The sequence below is a fragment of the Cupriavidus sp. YAF13 genome (assembly GCF_052113425.1).
Classification (GTDB): domain Bacteria; phylum Pseudomonadota; class Gammaproteobacteria; order Burkholderiales; family Burkholderiaceae; genus Cupriavidus.
Map to the genome: position 1 here is coordinate 1 of NZ_JBFRDD010000096.1, position 15,308 is coordinate 15,308.

General features: G+C 59.7%; 14 protein-coding genes and 2 pseudogenes. 9 read left to right on the top strand and 7 right to left on the bottom strand.

Features of this window, described 5'->3' with window-relative positions:
* Window positions 1-259 precede the first annotated feature (259 nt).
* Complete coding sequence (locus tag AB4061_RS39120; protein WP_441641431.1) at window positions 260-727, top strand: hypothetical protein; 468 nt, start codon at window positions 260-262, stop codon at window positions 725-727.
* Window positions 728-1,027: 300 nt separating this feature from the next.
* Complete coding sequence (locus AB4061_RS39125; RefSeq protein ID WP_441641432.1) at window positions 1,028-1,468, top strand: HU family DNA-binding protein; 441 nt, start codon at window positions 1,028-1,030, stop codon at window positions 1,466-1,468.
* A gap of 156 nt (window positions 1,469-1,624) precedes the next feature.
* On the opposite strand, the pseudogene AB4061_RS39130 reads toward AB4061_RS39125, so the two are convergent.
* A pseudogene (locus tag AB4061_RS39130) lies at window positions 1,625-1,892 on the bottom strand (transposase); the annotation flags it as partial.
* A 288-nt stretch (window positions 1,893-2,180) separates the two neighbouring features.
* Complete coding sequence (locus AB4061_RS39135) at window positions 2,181-3,065, bottom strand: aldo/keto reductase family oxidoreductase (protein WP_441641433.1); 885 nt, start codon at window positions 3,063-3,065, stop codon at window positions 2,181-2,183.
* A 97-nt stretch (window positions 3,066-3,162) separates the two neighbouring features.
* On the opposite strand from AB4061_RS39135, the gene AB4061_RS39140 reads away from it, so the two are divergent.
* Window positions 3,163-4,098, top strand: coding sequence for a LysR family transcriptional regulator (locus AB4061_RS39140; RefSeq protein ID WP_441641434.1), 936 nt, complete (start codon window positions 3,163-3,165; stop codon window positions 4,096-4,098).
* Between the two features lie 33 nt (window positions 4,099-4,131).
* Here the strand turns inward: AB4061_RS39140 and AB4061_RS39145 are convergent.
* Window positions 4,132-4,320: pseudogene (locus AB4061_RS39145) on the bottom strand (hypothetical protein); the annotation flags it as partial.
* Here AB4061_RS39145 and AB4061_RS39150 point away from each other — a divergent pair.
* Window positions 4,256-4,483: a hypothetical protein gene (locus AB4061_RS39150; protein ID WP_441641444.1), complete on the top strand. Its 228-nt coding sequence runs from the start codon at window positions 4,256-4,258 to the stop codon at window positions 4,481-4,483. The pseudogene AB4061_RS39145 and the gene AB4061_RS39150 overlap by 65 nt on opposite strands.
* On the opposite strand, the gene AB4061_RS39155 is transcribed toward AB4061_RS39150, so the two are convergent.
* Complete coding sequence (locus AB4061_RS39155; RefSeq protein ID WP_441641435.1) at window positions 4,475-6,133, bottom strand: AMP-binding protein; 1,659 nt, start codon at window positions 6,131-6,133, stop codon at window positions 4,475-4,477. The two genes, AB4061_RS39150 and AB4061_RS39155, sit on opposite strands and share 9 nt — an antisense overlap.
* Before the next feature lie 236 nt (window positions 6,134-6,369).
* Between AB4061_RS39155 and AB4061_RS39160 the strand changes: the two genes are divergently transcribed.
* The 4 genes from AB4061_RS39160 to AB4061_RS39175 are packed head-to-tail and all read left to right on the top strand — an operon-like array spanning window position 6,370 to window position 10,495.
* Window positions 6,370-7,092: a nitroreductase gene (locus tag AB4061_RS39160; RefSeq protein WP_441641443.1), complete on the top strand. Its 723-nt coding sequence runs from the start codon at window positions 6,370-6,372 to the stop codon at window positions 7,090-7,092.
* A 44-nt stretch (window positions 7,093-7,136) separates the two neighbouring features.
* Window positions 7,137-8,507, top strand: a complete 1,371-nt coding sequence (locus AB4061_RS39165) for an MFS transporter (RefSeq protein ID WP_441641436.1) — start codon at window positions 7,137-7,139, stop codon at window positions 8,505-8,507.
* A gap of 19 nt (window positions 8,508-8,526) precedes the next feature.
* Entirely contained in the window at window positions 8,527-9,285 is a 759-nt protein-coding gene (locus AB4061_RS39170) for an SDR family NAD(P)-dependent oxidoreductase (RefSeq protein WP_441641437.1), read from the top strand.
* A gap of 7 nt (window positions 9,286-9,292) precedes the next feature.
* The gene (locus tag AB4061_RS39175) at window positions 9,293-10,495 is read left to right on the top strand and encodes an acetyl-CoA C-acyltransferase (RefSeq protein WP_441641438.1); all 1,203 of its coding nucleotides are present in this window, start codon (window positions 9,293-9,295) and stop codon (window positions 10,493-10,495) included.
* A 67-nt stretch (window positions 10,496-10,562) separates the two neighbouring features.
* Here AB4061_RS39175 and AB4061_RS39180 read toward each other — a convergent pair whose 3' ends face one another.
* The 3 genes from AB4061_RS39180 to AB4061_RS39190 all read right to left on the bottom strand — a co-directional run bounded on the left by AB4061_RS39180 (window position 10,563) and on the right by AB4061_RS39190 (window position 13,992).
* Complete coding sequence (locus tag AB4061_RS39180; RefSeq protein ID WP_441641439.1) at window positions 10,563-11,315, bottom strand: Crp/Fnr family transcriptional regulator; 753 nt, start codon at window positions 11,313-11,315, stop codon at window positions 10,563-10,565.
* A gap of 94 nt (window positions 11,316-11,409) precedes the next feature.
* On the bottom strand, window positions 11,410-13,101 hold the full coding sequence (locus AB4061_RS39185) for an AMP-binding protein (protein WP_441641440.1): 1,692 nt from the start codon (window positions 13,099-13,101) through the stop codon (window positions 11,410-11,412).
* Window positions 13,102-13,341: 240 nt separating this feature from the next.
* A complete protein-coding gene (locus AB4061_RS39190; protein WP_441641441.1) occupies window positions 13,342-13,992 on the bottom strand; it encodes a TetR/AcrR family transcriptional regulator in 651 nt (216 codons plus the stop codon).
* Between the two features lie 873 nt (window positions 13,993-14,865).
* On the opposite strand from AB4061_RS39190, the gene AB4061_RS39195 reads away from it, so the two are divergent.
* Window positions 14,866-15,222, top strand: a complete 357-nt coding sequence (locus AB4061_RS39195; RefSeq protein WP_441641442.1) for a hypothetical protein — start codon at window positions 14,866-14,868, stop codon at window positions 15,220-15,222.
* Window positions 15,223-15,308 lie beyond the last annotated feature (86 nt).

The following is a 15,308-nucleotide window of genomic DNA, read 5'->3' on the forward strand; positions in this document are numbered from 1 at the left end:
TGTTCGCTAACAGCATCCGTCCAGCGCGAACCCGCTTTCTGGTCGCTTCGTCCATCTTCCCTGCCATGCAATCGACTCCCGATCAACGCCTTGATCAGATAACGCGTCAGACTCGAATCGGTTGTCATGATTTATACAAGTCTCAATAAGCGGCTTGTCGCCGAGCGCTCTAGGTCGCGAACGTGTCTTCCATTGATGGCTTACCGCGCTCAGATTCTGGCAATCGCCGGACGCGCTCGGTTATAGCACCGCCACGCGCATGCGTTCTCTGAAGCTGCTGGACCGGCTTTGCCGGCATCTGGTTGCCGTGGGCGTGCGCGAGAGCAACCCAGCCAATCAGCTGGTGCGGGATGGCCGTTGGCCGAAGGACGAGCCGGCCCCTATCTACCTGCCCGAGCACGCCAACGCCCGGCTGCAAGCATGGATCCAGTCGCACGACGGCGACGATCTCGCTGTCTTGCGAAGCCGTGCCATCGTGGCATTCTTCCTAGCCACCGGCGTCACCGCAGCAGAAGCGCGCTCGGCCCGACGGGAGTATCTGCAACCCGGTTCCTCCGCACCCTATCTGCGCGTGCCAGCTCACGGCGCGCGCGACACCCGCGCGTTCCCTTGGGGTCCTTCGCGGTGCCGATCCTGGCGGAATGGCACGTTCGCCGCCGGACACTGCCGGTTGCCGGCGACCTCGTTTTCTCACTCAGGGCCAGCGGCGAGCCGATCACTGATATGAGCTTTGGAAAGATTGTGCGAGCGGCGCTCCTAGCCATCAATTTCGAAGACGAAGACATGAGCCCGCGGGTGCTGCGCAACACGTACTGCCGGCGCCAGCTACTTGCCAGCCGCGCCCGGGACGAAGTCAGCAAGCTGCTTGGGTGGCCAGCACGCGCACCTGCGACCGGATCAGGGCTACCATCGGCGTGCAGTTGTAATCGTTGGTTTCACGCAGTCGCACACACCTCATGGAATTTGCTATTCTCACGAACGCCTCCACGGCGACATATCAACGAATAACTAGATCACAGAAGAATCCATGGCAACCAAAGCGAAAGCTGTCGTAAAGACCCCGGCCAAGCCAGCAGCCAAGAAGGCAGCGGCACCTGCCACGAAGGCGGCCGCACCGGCAAAGAATGCCGCAGCGGCTGCGCCGGTAGCGAAACCGCTGAAGGAAACCTTCACCAAGGCGAGCTTGCTGGCCCATCTGGTCGCCCAGACCGAGCTGGACGCCAAGACCGTCAAGACCGTGCTGGCACATCTGGAAAACACGGTCCTGAGCGCGGTGCACAAGAAGGGTGCGGGCGAGTTCACGCTCCCGGGCCTGTTCAAGATCACTGCCCTGCAAGTGGCGGCGACCAAAAAGCGCTTCGGCAAGAACCCGTTCACCGGTGAGGACCAGTGGTTCGCGGCCAAGCCGGCCACCGTTAAGGTGAAGGTGCGCCCGCTGAAGAAGCTGAAGGACGCCGCCGCGCTGTAAGCCGGAACCGGCATGTAGCACGAAGGGAGCCCGCGCGGCTCCCTTTTGTATTCGACGCGGAGATGCGAATTTAGCCTCTCAGGGTTGGAAACTGACGCCGACGGCCCAAAGCCGGGTGGCAGAGCACCACTACCCCTGCCAGTGCGAGCAGGCCGCCTAGAGCATCCAACAAAATGACTTCCTGAGGTGCCGCCAGCAGATGATGCAACAAGCAATTTTCAGGAAGGCTTCGTGAATGATGGCGAGGCGGTCAAAGCGAACGCGCAATTGCTTGAAGTTGTGCAGCCAGGCGATGGGTGCGTTCGACGATCCAGCGGGTTTTGCCAAGGCCGCTGCCATGCGGCTCGCCGCGGCGAGCAATCTCGGTGCTGATGCCGTTGGCATGCAGCGGCTGGCGATATTTGTCGTGGTCGTATCCACGATCACCCGTCCTGTTTTGACCCGACCCCACGGCACGAACAGAAGAAAAGTCACTTGAAGTTAACAGCCTCCGTAAGCTCATTTTGTTAGATGGTATGGACGCCTCCCCCTGGCAACGGGTATCTCTGGCACAAGGATCAGGATCCGGGGATCCTACACCGCGTAGGCCAAGCTGTGCCAAAGGGGAGCTGCCGAGTGCAACCACCTGCGGGAGGGGCCGGACATAAGCGTGCTGCCTTCACCTGCCTACCAACATGCCAAACAGCTTGCAATCCGGGAGGCGTCTGGCTTCTTAGTGGGCCGCGTCGATCGGCGCCCCAATCGAATTCAGCTTGGCAATCGCTTCGGCTGGGAGCTTCAGATTGGCGGTCTTGAGGTTCTCGCGCAGGTGCGCGACAGACGAGGTACCAGGAATCAGCAGGATGTTCGGCGAGCGCTGCAGAAGCCAAGCCAGTGCTACCTGCAAGTGGGATGCACCGAGTTCCTGCGCAACGTCGGAGAGGGTGGACGACTGCAGCGGACTGAAGCCACCCAGCGGGAAGAACGGCACGTACGGAATGTTCGATGCAGCGAGCTCATCGATCAAGACGTCATCGGTGCGATGCGCCAGGTTGTAGTGGTTCTGCACGCATGCGATCTCGGTAATTGCGCGGCCCTGCGCCACTTGCGTCGGCGTGACGTTGCTCAGGCCGATGTGACGCACAAGCCCTTGCTGCTGAAGTTCAGCCAATGCGGTCAGCTGCGCCTCGATCGACCCCTCCGCCGGCCCTTGCGCGTCGAACATGACCCTGAGGTTGACCACATGGAGGACATCGAGACCCAGATTGCGCAGGTTGTCATGAACTGCCTGCGCCAGTTCTTTCGGCGAGAACGCCGGAAGCCAGGCGCCATCCGCGCCTCGCAGCGCACCGATCTTGGTGACGATCACTAGGTCGTCCGCATAGGGTGACAGGGCTTCACGGATAAGCTGGTTGGTCAAGTGCGGACCGTAGAAGTCACTTGTGTCGATATGGTTGACACGCTGAGCAACGGCCTCGCGCAACACCGACAAGGCCGCCTCGCGGTCCTTGGGCGGCCCGAAGACATTGGGCCCCGCCAGTTGCATGGCGCCATAACCCAGTCGATTTACCGCGCGGTTGCCGAGGGTGAACGTCCCGACCTGATCAATTGCTGACATTTTTCAGCTCCTGTGGATGCGTAAATGCCAAGCGTAGTCGCGTAGACGAGAAATGAAAATATGGACAATTGGCACGGGGCGTGCGACATTTTGCACAATGAATACAGATCTCAATGACCTGAAAGCCTTTGCCACGGTGGCGCGTGCAGGGGGCTTTCGCGACGCAGCCCGCTCCAGCGGGGTCAGTGCCTCGGGGCTCAGCGAGGCACTGCGTCGACTGGAAGCACAGCTGGGTGTGCGCCTGCTGCATCGTACTACGCGGAGCGTGACACTCACCGAAGCGGGCTCAGACCTGTTGGCGAGACTCGTCCCTGCTCTGACCGAAGTGCAGTCCGCATTGGCGGCTGTCAACGACTTCCGTGACAGGCCGGCCGGCACGCTGAAGCTGAATGTGCCCGCGAGCGTTGCAAGGCTGGTGTTGCCCGGCATCATTCCCCCGTTTCTGGCCAAGTATCCGGACATCGCCCTTGAAGTGATCGTCGAAGAGAGCTTCGTGGACGTGCTCGCTGCCGGCTGCGATGCGGGCGTTCGCTACGGCGAGCGACTGGAGCAGGACATGATTGCGGTGCCCATCGGACCGCGGTCACAACGTATCGCCGTGGCGGCTTCGCCGGCCTACCTCGATCACCATGGTCGGCCAGAGCATCCCCGCGAACTGATCGGCCACGCCTGCCTGAGGGGGCGCTTTCCAAGTGGCGCCATGCCGGCCTGGGAGTTCGAAGGCGAAGGTGAGACGTTGCGCATTGACCCCAAGGGACCACTGGTCATCGGCCTGGGGGGCGCGGCGGACCTGCTGATTGACGCGGCGCTGGCAGGAACCGGGATTGTCTATCTCTTCGAGGACTGGCTAAAACCCCATCTGGCCAACGGAACGCTGGAGCCCATTCTGGAGCCCTGGTGGCAGGATTTTCCGGGACCGTTCTTGTACTACTCCGGGCGGAACTTTATGCCCACGCCCCTGAAGGCTTTTATCGAGTTCATCAGATCCACGGACGTGTCCGAACCGAGGCACCCAGCGCGCAAGCCCCTTTGACGCTGGCCCCATCCACGCACGGCAGCACTGACCTCATTCGCCATCGGCGCTTGCGGTTGTCACGAGCGATTCGATCTGGGGCATTTTGCGCGCCCAAAATGATTCGGTGATGAAATCCACGAACGCGCGCGTCTTCGCCGGCAGCAGCTTTTGATTCGTGAAATACAACGATAGCGCGCCAACATCGACGTACCAGTCCGGCAACAAGCGCACCAACTGCCCGCACGTCCGCATTGGCGTTCAGTCGGCCGATCAGCGCCTCCAATGCGGCAAGGCTCTCAATATTGAAGGCGTTAACCGGCGGGCGCTTAAGCGTTACCAGTGCGGTATGCCCGTCAACAATGCAATCGATCATAGTTCAGTGCTGCAAGAAGGGTTAACGTGAGCTGGCCAAATCGGTGATGGCCTCGCGGCTTCGGGCCATTTCGCGCAGCCGGAATTTCTGAATCTTTCCGGTACCGGTTTTCGGTAGCGCACCATAGACAACGCGAACAGGGCACTTGTAGTGCGCCAGTCGATCACGACAGAAGGCAATGACTTCAGCCTCGGATGGCTCGGCGTAGCCGTCTTTGAGCTCGATGAATGCGCAGGGCGACTCTCCCCATTTCGGGTGGGGTTGGGCGACGACCGCAGCAATCAGGACGGCCGGGTGTTGATGGAGGACATCTTCCACCTCCACGGATGAGATGTTTTCCCCGCCTGAGATAATCACGTCCTTGGATCGATCGGTAATCTGGATGTACCCGTCAGAGTGCACTACTGCCACGTCGCCAGTGTGGAACCACCCCCCTCCAAAGGCCCGCTCGGTGGCTTCGGGATTCTTCAAATAGCCTTTCATGACGATGTTGCCCCGCAACAAGAGCGCGCCTTGTGTTCGGCCATCCCACGGTACCGCGCGCATTGTGTCGGGATCCGCGACGTATAACCCTTCTAGCGCGGCCGCACGGTTTCCCTGGCGTGCCATCAGACGAGCCTTGGCGTCCGGCGACATGGAGTTCCAGGCGGGATTGGCGTACGAACTGACCGGTGTGCCGGAAGCCTCCGTAATCCCATACACATGCTCGACGTCGAAGCCCATTTCGCTCACGGCCTTGAGTACGGTTGCAGGAGGTGGCGAGCCCGCCGTACGGATGCGAACGGGATGCGAGAACGCTCGGCGCTCTCCCTCTGTTGCTGTGGCGAGGGAGGCGAGCACAATGGGTGCCGCGCAGAAATGGTCCACGCCGTGCGCTTCAATCGCATGGAAGATGTTTGCGGCCGTCACTTTGCGCAGGCACACGTGAGTGCCGGCTGCTGCGGTAATGGCCCACACGAAGCACCAACCATTGGCATGGAATAGCGGCAGCGTCCACAAGTACTTAGGGCCGCGCGGCATGCCCCAATCGGTGAGCTGCAGCAGGCTCATCAGGTACGCACCCCGATGGCTCGGGACGACTCCCTTGGGATCGGATGTGGTTCCGGAGGTGTAGTTCAGCGCGATGGCATCCCACTCGTCCTTGGGATAGATTCCCGGAAAGTCGGCATCGCCTTGCCGGAGGAACTGCTCATATTCATGTTCGCCGATCAGTTCGTATTCGGGCGCCAACGTATCGGCGATATCGATGATCAGGGGAGGATTGTCGAGTCCCTCGAGGGCGGCCGCTGCAAGAGCGGAAAATTCCCGATCCACCAGCAGGACCTTCGCTTCGCCGTGCTTCAGGATAAACCGCACACCATCCGCATCAAGCCGGCAGTTGATAGCGTTCAATACAGCCCCACTCAGGGGGATGCCATGATGGGCTTCCACCATTGCCGGAGTGTTCGGGGCAAGGATCGACACGGTGTCGCCTCTTCCGATGCCGAGCTTGATGAGGGCACTTGCCAGGCGTCGGCAGCGCTCCCTGGTCGTGCTCCACGACTGGCGGAGGTTGCCATGAACAATGGCGTCCCTGTTCGGGTACTGCTCGGCGCAGCGGTCTAAGAAGTGCAGCGGGGTCAACGGAACGTGGTTGGCGTTGTTGCGCTCCAGGCCGATTTCGTAAATGTTGTTGCTCACGACTGTCTCCTTTCGAGTTCTATGAGTACTGTGCTATGCGCACAAATGGAACCCGGAAAGTAAGCCGATTCCTCTTGCGACACTGTCTTGCACAAGACATTGCCGACGCGCTCGCCGTCGAGAACAGGAATAATCCGGAATTGTCGGCTATGTGACAGTACCTGTTCAACGCGAAACGTAGTCTCTTACCCGAAAGGCTGATGCAGCCATTTTGAGTAGAGAGCGTTAGCGTGAACCTGAACAGATTGAGTCCCCCGCCTGGGGAGCTTCCAGCCGTGCGTCGCGCGGTCGAATGGGCGATTACGACGCGCCGTAGCGTCCGTGCCTTCCTCCCGGAGCCCGTGTCAACCGACGTCGTCGAGGCGATCCTGAACACCGCGCGGTTCGCAGCGACCGGGGTGAATATGCAGCCATGGAAGGTGCACGTGCTGATGGGTGCCGCCAAGGACCGGGTCTGCGCGGCGCTTCGGAACGTGGATGACGATCCGGCGCTTGCCGCAGAGCACGGCGACGAATGGGCGTATTACCCGCTGAAATGGACGTCCCCGTATCTCGATCGCCGTCGCGCGGTAGGTTGGCAGCTCTACAGCCTCCTTGGCATCGAGAAGGGCGACAAAGCCAGCATGCACGCCCAGCACGGCCGGAACTATCAGTTCTTTGATGCGCCCGTCGGCCTCTTCTTCACGGTTGACCGAATGATGAACCAGGGAAGCCTGCTGGACTACGGGATGTTCCTGCAAAACATCATGGTCGTGGCGCGCACGTACGGCCTGAGTACTTGCCCTCAGGCTGCGTTCATGAAGTACCACAGGATCATCGAACAGGAGTTGGCACTTGGTGCCCAGGAGAAGTTCGTGGTYGGGATGAGTCTGGGATATGCCGATGAGGAGCGCATCGAGAACTCACTGGCATCAGAGCGTGAACCCGCCTCCAGCTTTACGACGTTTCACAAGGAATAACCGCAGCTCACGGGTGATTTGACCCATCAAAAATGGAGGAGACTATGACAAAAGAAATTGACGTTCAAAAAGTAGCAGACACAGCCAAGTTCTCTGGCTTTCACCGGATGATTCTCTTCTGGTGCGTGATGATCCTGGTGCTGGATGGCTACGACCTGGCGGTAGTGGGTGCGGCGCTGCCGTCGATCATGAAGCAGATGGGAGTCGATGCCACGAGGGCCGGATTCATGGCGAGTTCTGCGCTGTTCGGCATGATGTTTGGCGCGATCTACCTCGGCACGCTCGCCGACAAGATCGGCCGCAAGTTGTCCATCTGCGTGTGCGTCGGACTTTTCAGCGTCTTTACTGCTGCCGCCGGCCTGACGACGGACCCGATCAGCTTCAGTGTGATGCGTTTCTTGGCAGGCCTCGGTATCGGCGGCGTGCTGCCTGTCGTGACGGCCCAGATGGGAGAGTTTGCACCCAGCAAGATCCGGGCTCGGCTCGTAACCATCGTATTTGCCGGGTATTCGATCGGCGGGATTCTGGTTGCCCTGACCGGCAAGGGCCTGATCGAAGTATATGGCTGGCAGGCGGTGTTTTTCGTTGCCGGGCTGCCGGTGCTCTTCATTCCGTTCATCTTGTGGACCATGCCGGAATCCATGGCGTTTCTCGCAAGAAAGCAGCGGGACGACTCGCTTCGTGCTGTGGTTCGCAAGCTCGCCCCCGAGCTGCAGATTGCGCCGGATGATCGTCTGGTCGTGCCCCAGGAAGCGATGGCGTCCGATGCCCCCGTCGCGGCGCTTTTCGCCCGTGGGCGCGCCGTGAGCACTCTGATGATCTGGGTCGCCTTCTTTACCGGCCTTTTCATGGTCTATTCGCTGAGTTCGTGGTTGACGAAGCTCATGTCGATGTCCGGATACAGCCTCGGTTCTGCCTTGAACTTTGTACTGGTGTTCAACATCGGTGCTGTATGCGGCGCGGTCGGTGGCGGCTGGCTGGGGGACCGTTTCAATATCAAGCACGTGCTGGTGGCGTTCTATGCCACGGGTGCTGTGTCGCTTTCCCTCATGGGATACACGAAGGTGACCGAACTGCTGTTCGTACTCGTGTTCGTTGTCGGCGCCTCGACGCTCGGCACGCAGTTGCTCGCCTATGCCTATGCGGGGGAGTTCTATCCGGGCTCCATTCGTTCCACTGGCGTGGGCTTCGCCTCGGGCATAGGGCGGCTCGGCGCCATCGCGGCACCTGTGCTCATCGGCGCACTCGTGGCAATGAAGCTTCCACTTGAACAGAATTTCTTGGCCATCGGCTTTGCCGGCCTGGTCGGGACCCTGGCGGTCATGCTCATCGATCACCGCCAAAGCGCATCCGTGCAACCGCCGCAGGAAGCTTCACTTTCCTCGCTCGATGTGCACGCATCCACCAACCGCTGAACCAACTATTTCCGTAGACATGCAGATTCAGGACAACGTATTTGTGGTGACCGGGGCCGGCTCCGGTCTTGGTGCTGCCACCGCAACAGCACTTGCTGAGAAGGGGGCGAAAGTCGTTATCGTCGACCTCGATTCGAACACCGGACAAGAGGTCGCGCGCAGGACAGGCGGCGTCTTTGTCCCGGCAGACGTCACAAACGAAGACAGTGTGAAGGAGATGTTCGACTTCGCTGCCGGGCTGGGATCTTTGCGCGGACTCGTCAACTGTGCTGGCGTTGCTCCTGCTGAAAAAGTGATTGGCAAGAACGGCGTGCATGCCCTGGCATCGTTCAGCCGCACGCTTCAGATCAACGTTGCAGGAACGTTTAATGTCCTCCGCCTTGGGGCGGCACTGATGGCAGAGCAGCAGCCGTCAGTCGACGGCGAACGCGGCATCATCGTCAACACGGCATCGGTTGCTGCCTTCGACGGCCAGGTCGGCCAAAGCGCGTATGCCGCCTCGAAGGGCGCAGTCGTGGCAATGACACTGCCACTGGCGCGCGAACTGGCGCGATTTGGCGTACGGGTGGTAACGATCGCGCCGGGGATCATGGCAACCCCCATGTTGCTCGCCATGCCTGACGAGGTGCAGAAGTCGCTTGGGGCATCCGTGCCGTTTCCCCAGCGCATGGGCAGGCCACAGGAGTTTGCGGATCTTGTGCAGCACGTTATCGGCAATCCTTACCTCAACGGTGAGGTCATTCGTCTCGACGGTGCCATCCGTATGGCAGCGAAGTGAGGTACTCATGGTGAACTCGACAAACGATCCAGTCGTCATCCTATCGGCGGCGCGTACGCCTATCGGTGGGTTCCAAGGCGAGCTGTCCTCCTTGACTGCTCCGGAGATGGGAGGGGCAGCAATTCGTGCGGCCGTAGAACGTGCCGGCCTGACTCCCTCCTGCATTCAGGAACTTCTCATGGGGTGCGTCCTCCCAGCGGGCGTTGGACAGGCGCCCACGCGGCAGGCAGGTATCCGCGGGGGCCTGGAGCTTGCTACGCCTTGCACCACTATCAGCAAGGTTTGCGGATCCGGGATGAAGGCGGTCATGTTGGCCCATGATCTGTTGCTGGCAAACAGCAACGACATCATGATCGCCGGCGGCATGGAATCCATGTCGAATGCGCCTTATCTGCTGCCGAAAGCGCGAGCCGGCTATCGGCTCGGCCATGGCAAGGTAATGGATCACATGTTTCTGGACGGTCTTGAGGACCATTACAGCGAGGACACGCGTGGGCGCCTGATGGGTACGTTTGCCGAGGATTGCGCCGCGACGTATGGCTTCACGAGGGAGGCCCAGGACGAATGGGCGGTGATGTCGACGCTGCGGGCGCAGGCCGCGATCAATGCGGGTAGTTTCGCCTGGGAGACGGTGCCCCTTACCGTAGATGCCAGGAAGGGCCCGGTATCGGTAACGCGTGATGAACAGCCGCTGAAGGCTGACCTGAATCGAGTTCCCACCTTGAAGCCGGCCTTCAAGAGGGAGGGGACCGTGACGGCAGCAAATTCGAGTTCGATCTCGGACGGCGCCGCGGCGATGGTCCTTACCCGGGAGTCCATTGCCGACAAGATGCAACTCCAGCCGCTTGCTAGGATCATGGGCCATGCGACGCACGCGCAGACTCCGGCGACGTTCACCACCGCTCCGATTGGCGCGATCCGGAAGCTTCTCGACGGATTGGGATGGGCCGCATCCGCGGTCGATCTTTGGGAAATTAACGAGGCGTTTGCGGTTGTTGCGATGGCCGTCGTGCAGGACCTGCAACTAGACCGGGAGAAGGTCAACATTCACGGCGGGGCATGTGCACTCGGCCATCCCATTGGCGCATCTGGTGCGCGAATCCTGGTAACGCTTATCGGTGCGCTTCGCAGGACCGGTGGCCGCCGAGGAATTGCAAGCCTGTGCATCGGCGGTGGTGAAGCCACCGCCGTAGCGGTAGAGATGGTGTAGGGATAGCGGCATTGCAGCCGGCCCGTGAGGCGGATGCAATGCCGAACGGTCGGGACAAGTTGCCAGATCAATCGCCCATGTGAGCGAATTGTCGGAGTCCTTCGAGATTCAGAATATGGATTGCGCCGTATTCCATCGCGATCATGCCGGCATCTGCAAGTTCGCGTAGGGCTCGATTCGTGTTCTGGCGAGACAGGCCGGAGAGGCGTCCAATTTCTTCCTGGGACAGCCCCAAGGTCCGGTCGGTGACGGGATAGAGTTGGCGGTGAAACAGTTCGGCAAGGCAGAACGCCACGCGGCCTGCAGCTTCGTGAAGCCTCAGGTTATGCACCAGCCCGACGTAGTAGCCGCAACGCGCGTTGAGTTGATCGATGACGTAGCGGCTAAAAGTGTGGTTGTGTTCCAGTAGCCAAAGGAAGGTGTCCTTAGGAACATAGGCAACCCGGCTGTTCTTCAGCGCGACAACGGAATACTGCCGTGGTTCGTTCTTCAGTACAGCTCCCTCGCCAAACCAAGCACCTGCGGGAACGCCGGCGAACGTAATCGCTCTCCCGCATGCGGAAGCCGTGTCCACCTTGACGATGCCTTCCACCACGCCGAGCCAATGGTCGGCTGGCGCACCCCGGTGGCATGCAGTACCGCCAGCGACTAAGCGCTTCTCAAAAGAATCGGCCATAACGCGCGTTCTTTCCTGATCCGTGAGATGGCCGAACCAGGCGCAGTTCTCGAAGAAAGACGCCAGGGTCGGACGCGAAACACGCTCGGATGCAGGTGGTCGTGCGGTGACCTGGCTCCTAAAGTCGTGGGATAGCGTTTGCATGTGTGAGTCTCTCCGGGTGCCGCTGGGGCGAGTCGTCACGGTTTGCCGTGCAAATAGGAACGACTGCGTGTGTCGAATGTGTCGAACACAGTCGTCAGCATTCTTTTGTGCTATTGGCGGGGTTAGCAAGTCCGGCGTTCCGTGCTGCACGCAACACGAATCGTTGGATCTTTCCGCTAGGGGTCTTGGGGAGTTCGGTTGCGAAATGCACCCGCCGGGGGTAGGCGTGAGCGGCATAGCGGGTCTTGACCCACTGTTGGATCTCCTCGGCCATTGCAGGGCTTGGAGCGAATGCCTGACGCAGTACGACATACGCCTCCACCACTTCTCCGCGGATCTTGTCGGGAGCGGCAATGACGGCGCATTCCGCAACCGCCGGATGGGCGGCAATCACGGACTCGACCTCAAATGGTCCGATGCGATACCCGGCCATGATGATGACGTCGTCCTCTCGCGCAGAAAAAAAGAAGGCGCCGTCAGCATCCATTTTTCCCAGATCGCCGGAGAGATAGTATTCCCGGTTCGCGGAAAACTTCTCCGCACTCTTTTCGGGGGCTGCGTCGTACCCGTGGAACCACGCAAGCGGGCTCTCCGCGAGATTGAAGGCGACACGCCCGATCTCGCCAGTCGGAAGTTCGACATCTTCGCTGCGGTCCAGAACGACGGCCTTCCACCCAGGCATTGATATCCCCATCGATCCAGGCCGGACTTCCCTAGCGAGGCGAGGATCGTGGTGGTTGTTGATGAGCATGCCCGCCTCTGTTTGGCCGTAGTGGTCAAAGACGAGGGTGCCCAAGGCCGACTGTGCCCATTCGTTCACGTCTGGGGTGAGCGGCTCCCCAGCGCTTGATGCGCAGCGCAGCTTGAGGTCCTGAGGCGGAGAGACTTCTGAGCACATGAGGGATCGATAGACGGTCGGAGCGGCTGCGAAATTTGTGACGTTGCGCTCTGCGAGGATTTGGTAAGTGGCCGCAGCATCAAAGACGCCTTTGAGCAGCAGGCTATGGACCCCAGTACTCAGAGAGCCGATGACCCCGAAGTAAAGTCCATACGCCCAGCCTGGGTCGGCCGCGCACCAATACACATCGCTTGGGCGCAGTCCAATGCCAAACTCGATATAAGCTCTAAACGCAGCAATGGCGCGTATCGGGACAACCACCCCCTTTGGCTTGCCCGTAGTCCCAGAAGTGTAGATATGGATAAACGGTGCGTCTCCTCCCAGGACCGCAGCAGGCACTTTCGGGCGTCCCTCGGCTGCGAGATCGTCGAATTTATGAATCTGCCAACCGGCAAGGGAAGTGTCATCGCGGCCAATAACGACAAGGTCGGTAACGGCGATGGGCTGTTCGTCCCCTTCAGTTGCTACGAGCTTGCCAACTTGGGATGCGTCGCAAATCGCGACTTTTGCCTTGCTGCCGGCGAGACGCTGTGCGATGGCGGGCGGCGCGAACGCTGTAAATAGCGGGACGTGAACCGCTCCCAGGCGCCAGATCCCGACGAGACCAATCAAGTATTCCACACTCTTTCCTGAAAGCGTCGCGACTCTATCTCCCGCCCGGACGCCAATGCTTGCGAGCCCCGCCGAAAATGCCTCGGATCGTCGTTTCAGTTCGCCATAGGTTAGGCGCTCCGTGTTGCCTTGAGAGTCGAGGACGTCATAGGCAACCTTGTCTGCAGGGTGGCGGTCGCACAGTAACCACGCCAGGCACGCCGAAGGCGCTGAGTATTCCGAAACCAGCTCGGCGACCCGGTCATCCAGCCCCGAATTGAGTTCTAACGTACTCATGAGTGTGTCTCCATACACGGGTGGTCGTCGGTCCAGTCGCCGGTCTTAAGTGAATCCTGATTTCACTTAAGACTAAGTTGCACCTGTACGTCTGTCAAGCCTTGCGCTCACAGGGAAAGTACTAGCATGGAAAGAAGGCGCGCACATCACAAGCGTCTAATAGACTACATTTCGACAGTGTGCCGCCCTTAAGTGAAATGATGATTCTGGATTAAATCCTGGGAAACTGACGGCTGATGACTAGCCTGCAGGCATAGGCGGAAAGGTGAGCATGCGTCCGGCGACTCCGCGAAGGCAAAACGTTATGATCGACGCAGCGTGGGAACTGAGGGACGTGGATGCATCGGCGGCGCCGTTGCTCAGCGGTGCGACCAAGCCTTCAAACAGGCAGCCGACAATACAATCGGCCGACGCGGCAGCGTTCTGCGTTGGAAACTCGTGGTTTTCTACGCCCTGTTCAATGATTGTCTTGAAGACCCGGGAAAGCGCACGGTGGTAAGTCAGACGGGCAGCCTCCACTTCCGGCTCTACAGGTTCGGCTACAAGCGCGTGCGCGAGTCTTCGGCCACGCAGCGCACGGCTGGCAAAAGTCCACGCAGCGGCGCCAAGCTTTTCACAGGCGGACCCATCGCGCATGGCAATGCCTGCGACCACGTCCACCTCGCGTTGAGCGGTCGACTTGACGACCTCGACCATGAGTTCGGTCTTGGACGGAAAATATCGATACAGCGTTCCGATCGCGATCCCGGCAGCATCCGCTATAACGGTCATCTGTGCTTCACGAAACCCTGACTGGGCCACGAGCTCGCGAGCAGCTTTCAAGATCAAGGGATGCTTGTCGGCGCCGCGGCGTCGGATGCGCACGCGAGGAGGATTCAAAATATCTTCCATGTCATCCCTTGAGCCGGCAGTTCAAGTAGTTGGAGATTGTCGTTGCCAACCGTAGTGGCAGACATTATGCCACTGCACCGTAGAGGCGTCGTGGTAGGCATCCGAGTGTCCCATTGGGCAGGCCTACCCGTTGCTGCCATATGCGTGATCGATATCGGGTGCAGTGGCGTACGCAACGAATTCGGTGACCAAAGCTCTTCGGCCGCACAATTTGCTACGATAAGCCCAGTCCGTGCAAATGAAAAAGTAGCCCGGCGCTCCCCCTAGCGCCGGGCTAAAAGGTCCTAGAGACCCTGAAGGAAGAAGCTCGCTTCTGCCCGATGCTTACAAGGGAGCATGTGAATGTCGCGTCTCTCAAGCGTGACAACTCTGAAGCAGCCTTCGTGTGGTTCCGAGGCAGGCAGACATTGTCTCGATCGAGACAGTCGATCACTAATTTGGCTTGACGAATCGCTGCTGCGCAAACTGATTGCCCGGTTGACTAGCCGAACCGCGAGGCCGCTAAAGTCCAGCGACTGTCATCCGGCGCAAGCTCAACTGAATGATAGGGGCCCGAGTCGCGACGTTGTATGGCTCTTAATTTCGACGCAATGATCCCGAGTGCATCTCACACTCGTGGCGAATGTGCCGCACCTCTCTACACCGATCAACTTCCTTCGGTCTTTCAACTCCTTGAGGCCGCCGATCCAGAGTCCACTGACGCACGCGTACGCACTGTCTCACACATGACAATGTGGCGCCACAGCGCGCGGTAGCGTTGAGCCTGACGCTTATCCAGATGAGCAGCCGAAAAACTGAAGCGTCTTCACGCGAGGCAAGGGTCGGAGATGGACGGCTGACGTTTGCTACATACAATCAGAGGAGACAGGACAAATGAAGTACCACGCATTGATACACACGATCCGCAAGGGCTTTATTCTTGCAATCGGATCGACCGCAATGCTTGCGGCATGCGGAGGAGACGGTGAGCCGGATTCATCAGCAGCGACCACGACGTCGCCAAGTAGCCCCAGCACGCCAAGCAAGACCGCAGCCGAAATGTGTGCAGGTCTTGAGAACCTCGAAATTCCCGCCTCGGCGATCGGTCTTCCCACGACGGGCGGAACGGTATCCAGCGCTACGTTGGTGGCGTCAACTGAAACCGGCAATATTTCGGGCGAATATTGCAACTGGACAGTGCCAAGTTCTTCCGGTAGCTCAGTCCCCGGTTTTGGCCAGCCGCAAAGTTGACAACTCCATCGATAGGTCGATCCAGCGATCCAACAGGATCTTCATGCGCTCAAAGTTTTTCAGTTGACGGCGCACCTCCGGCAAAT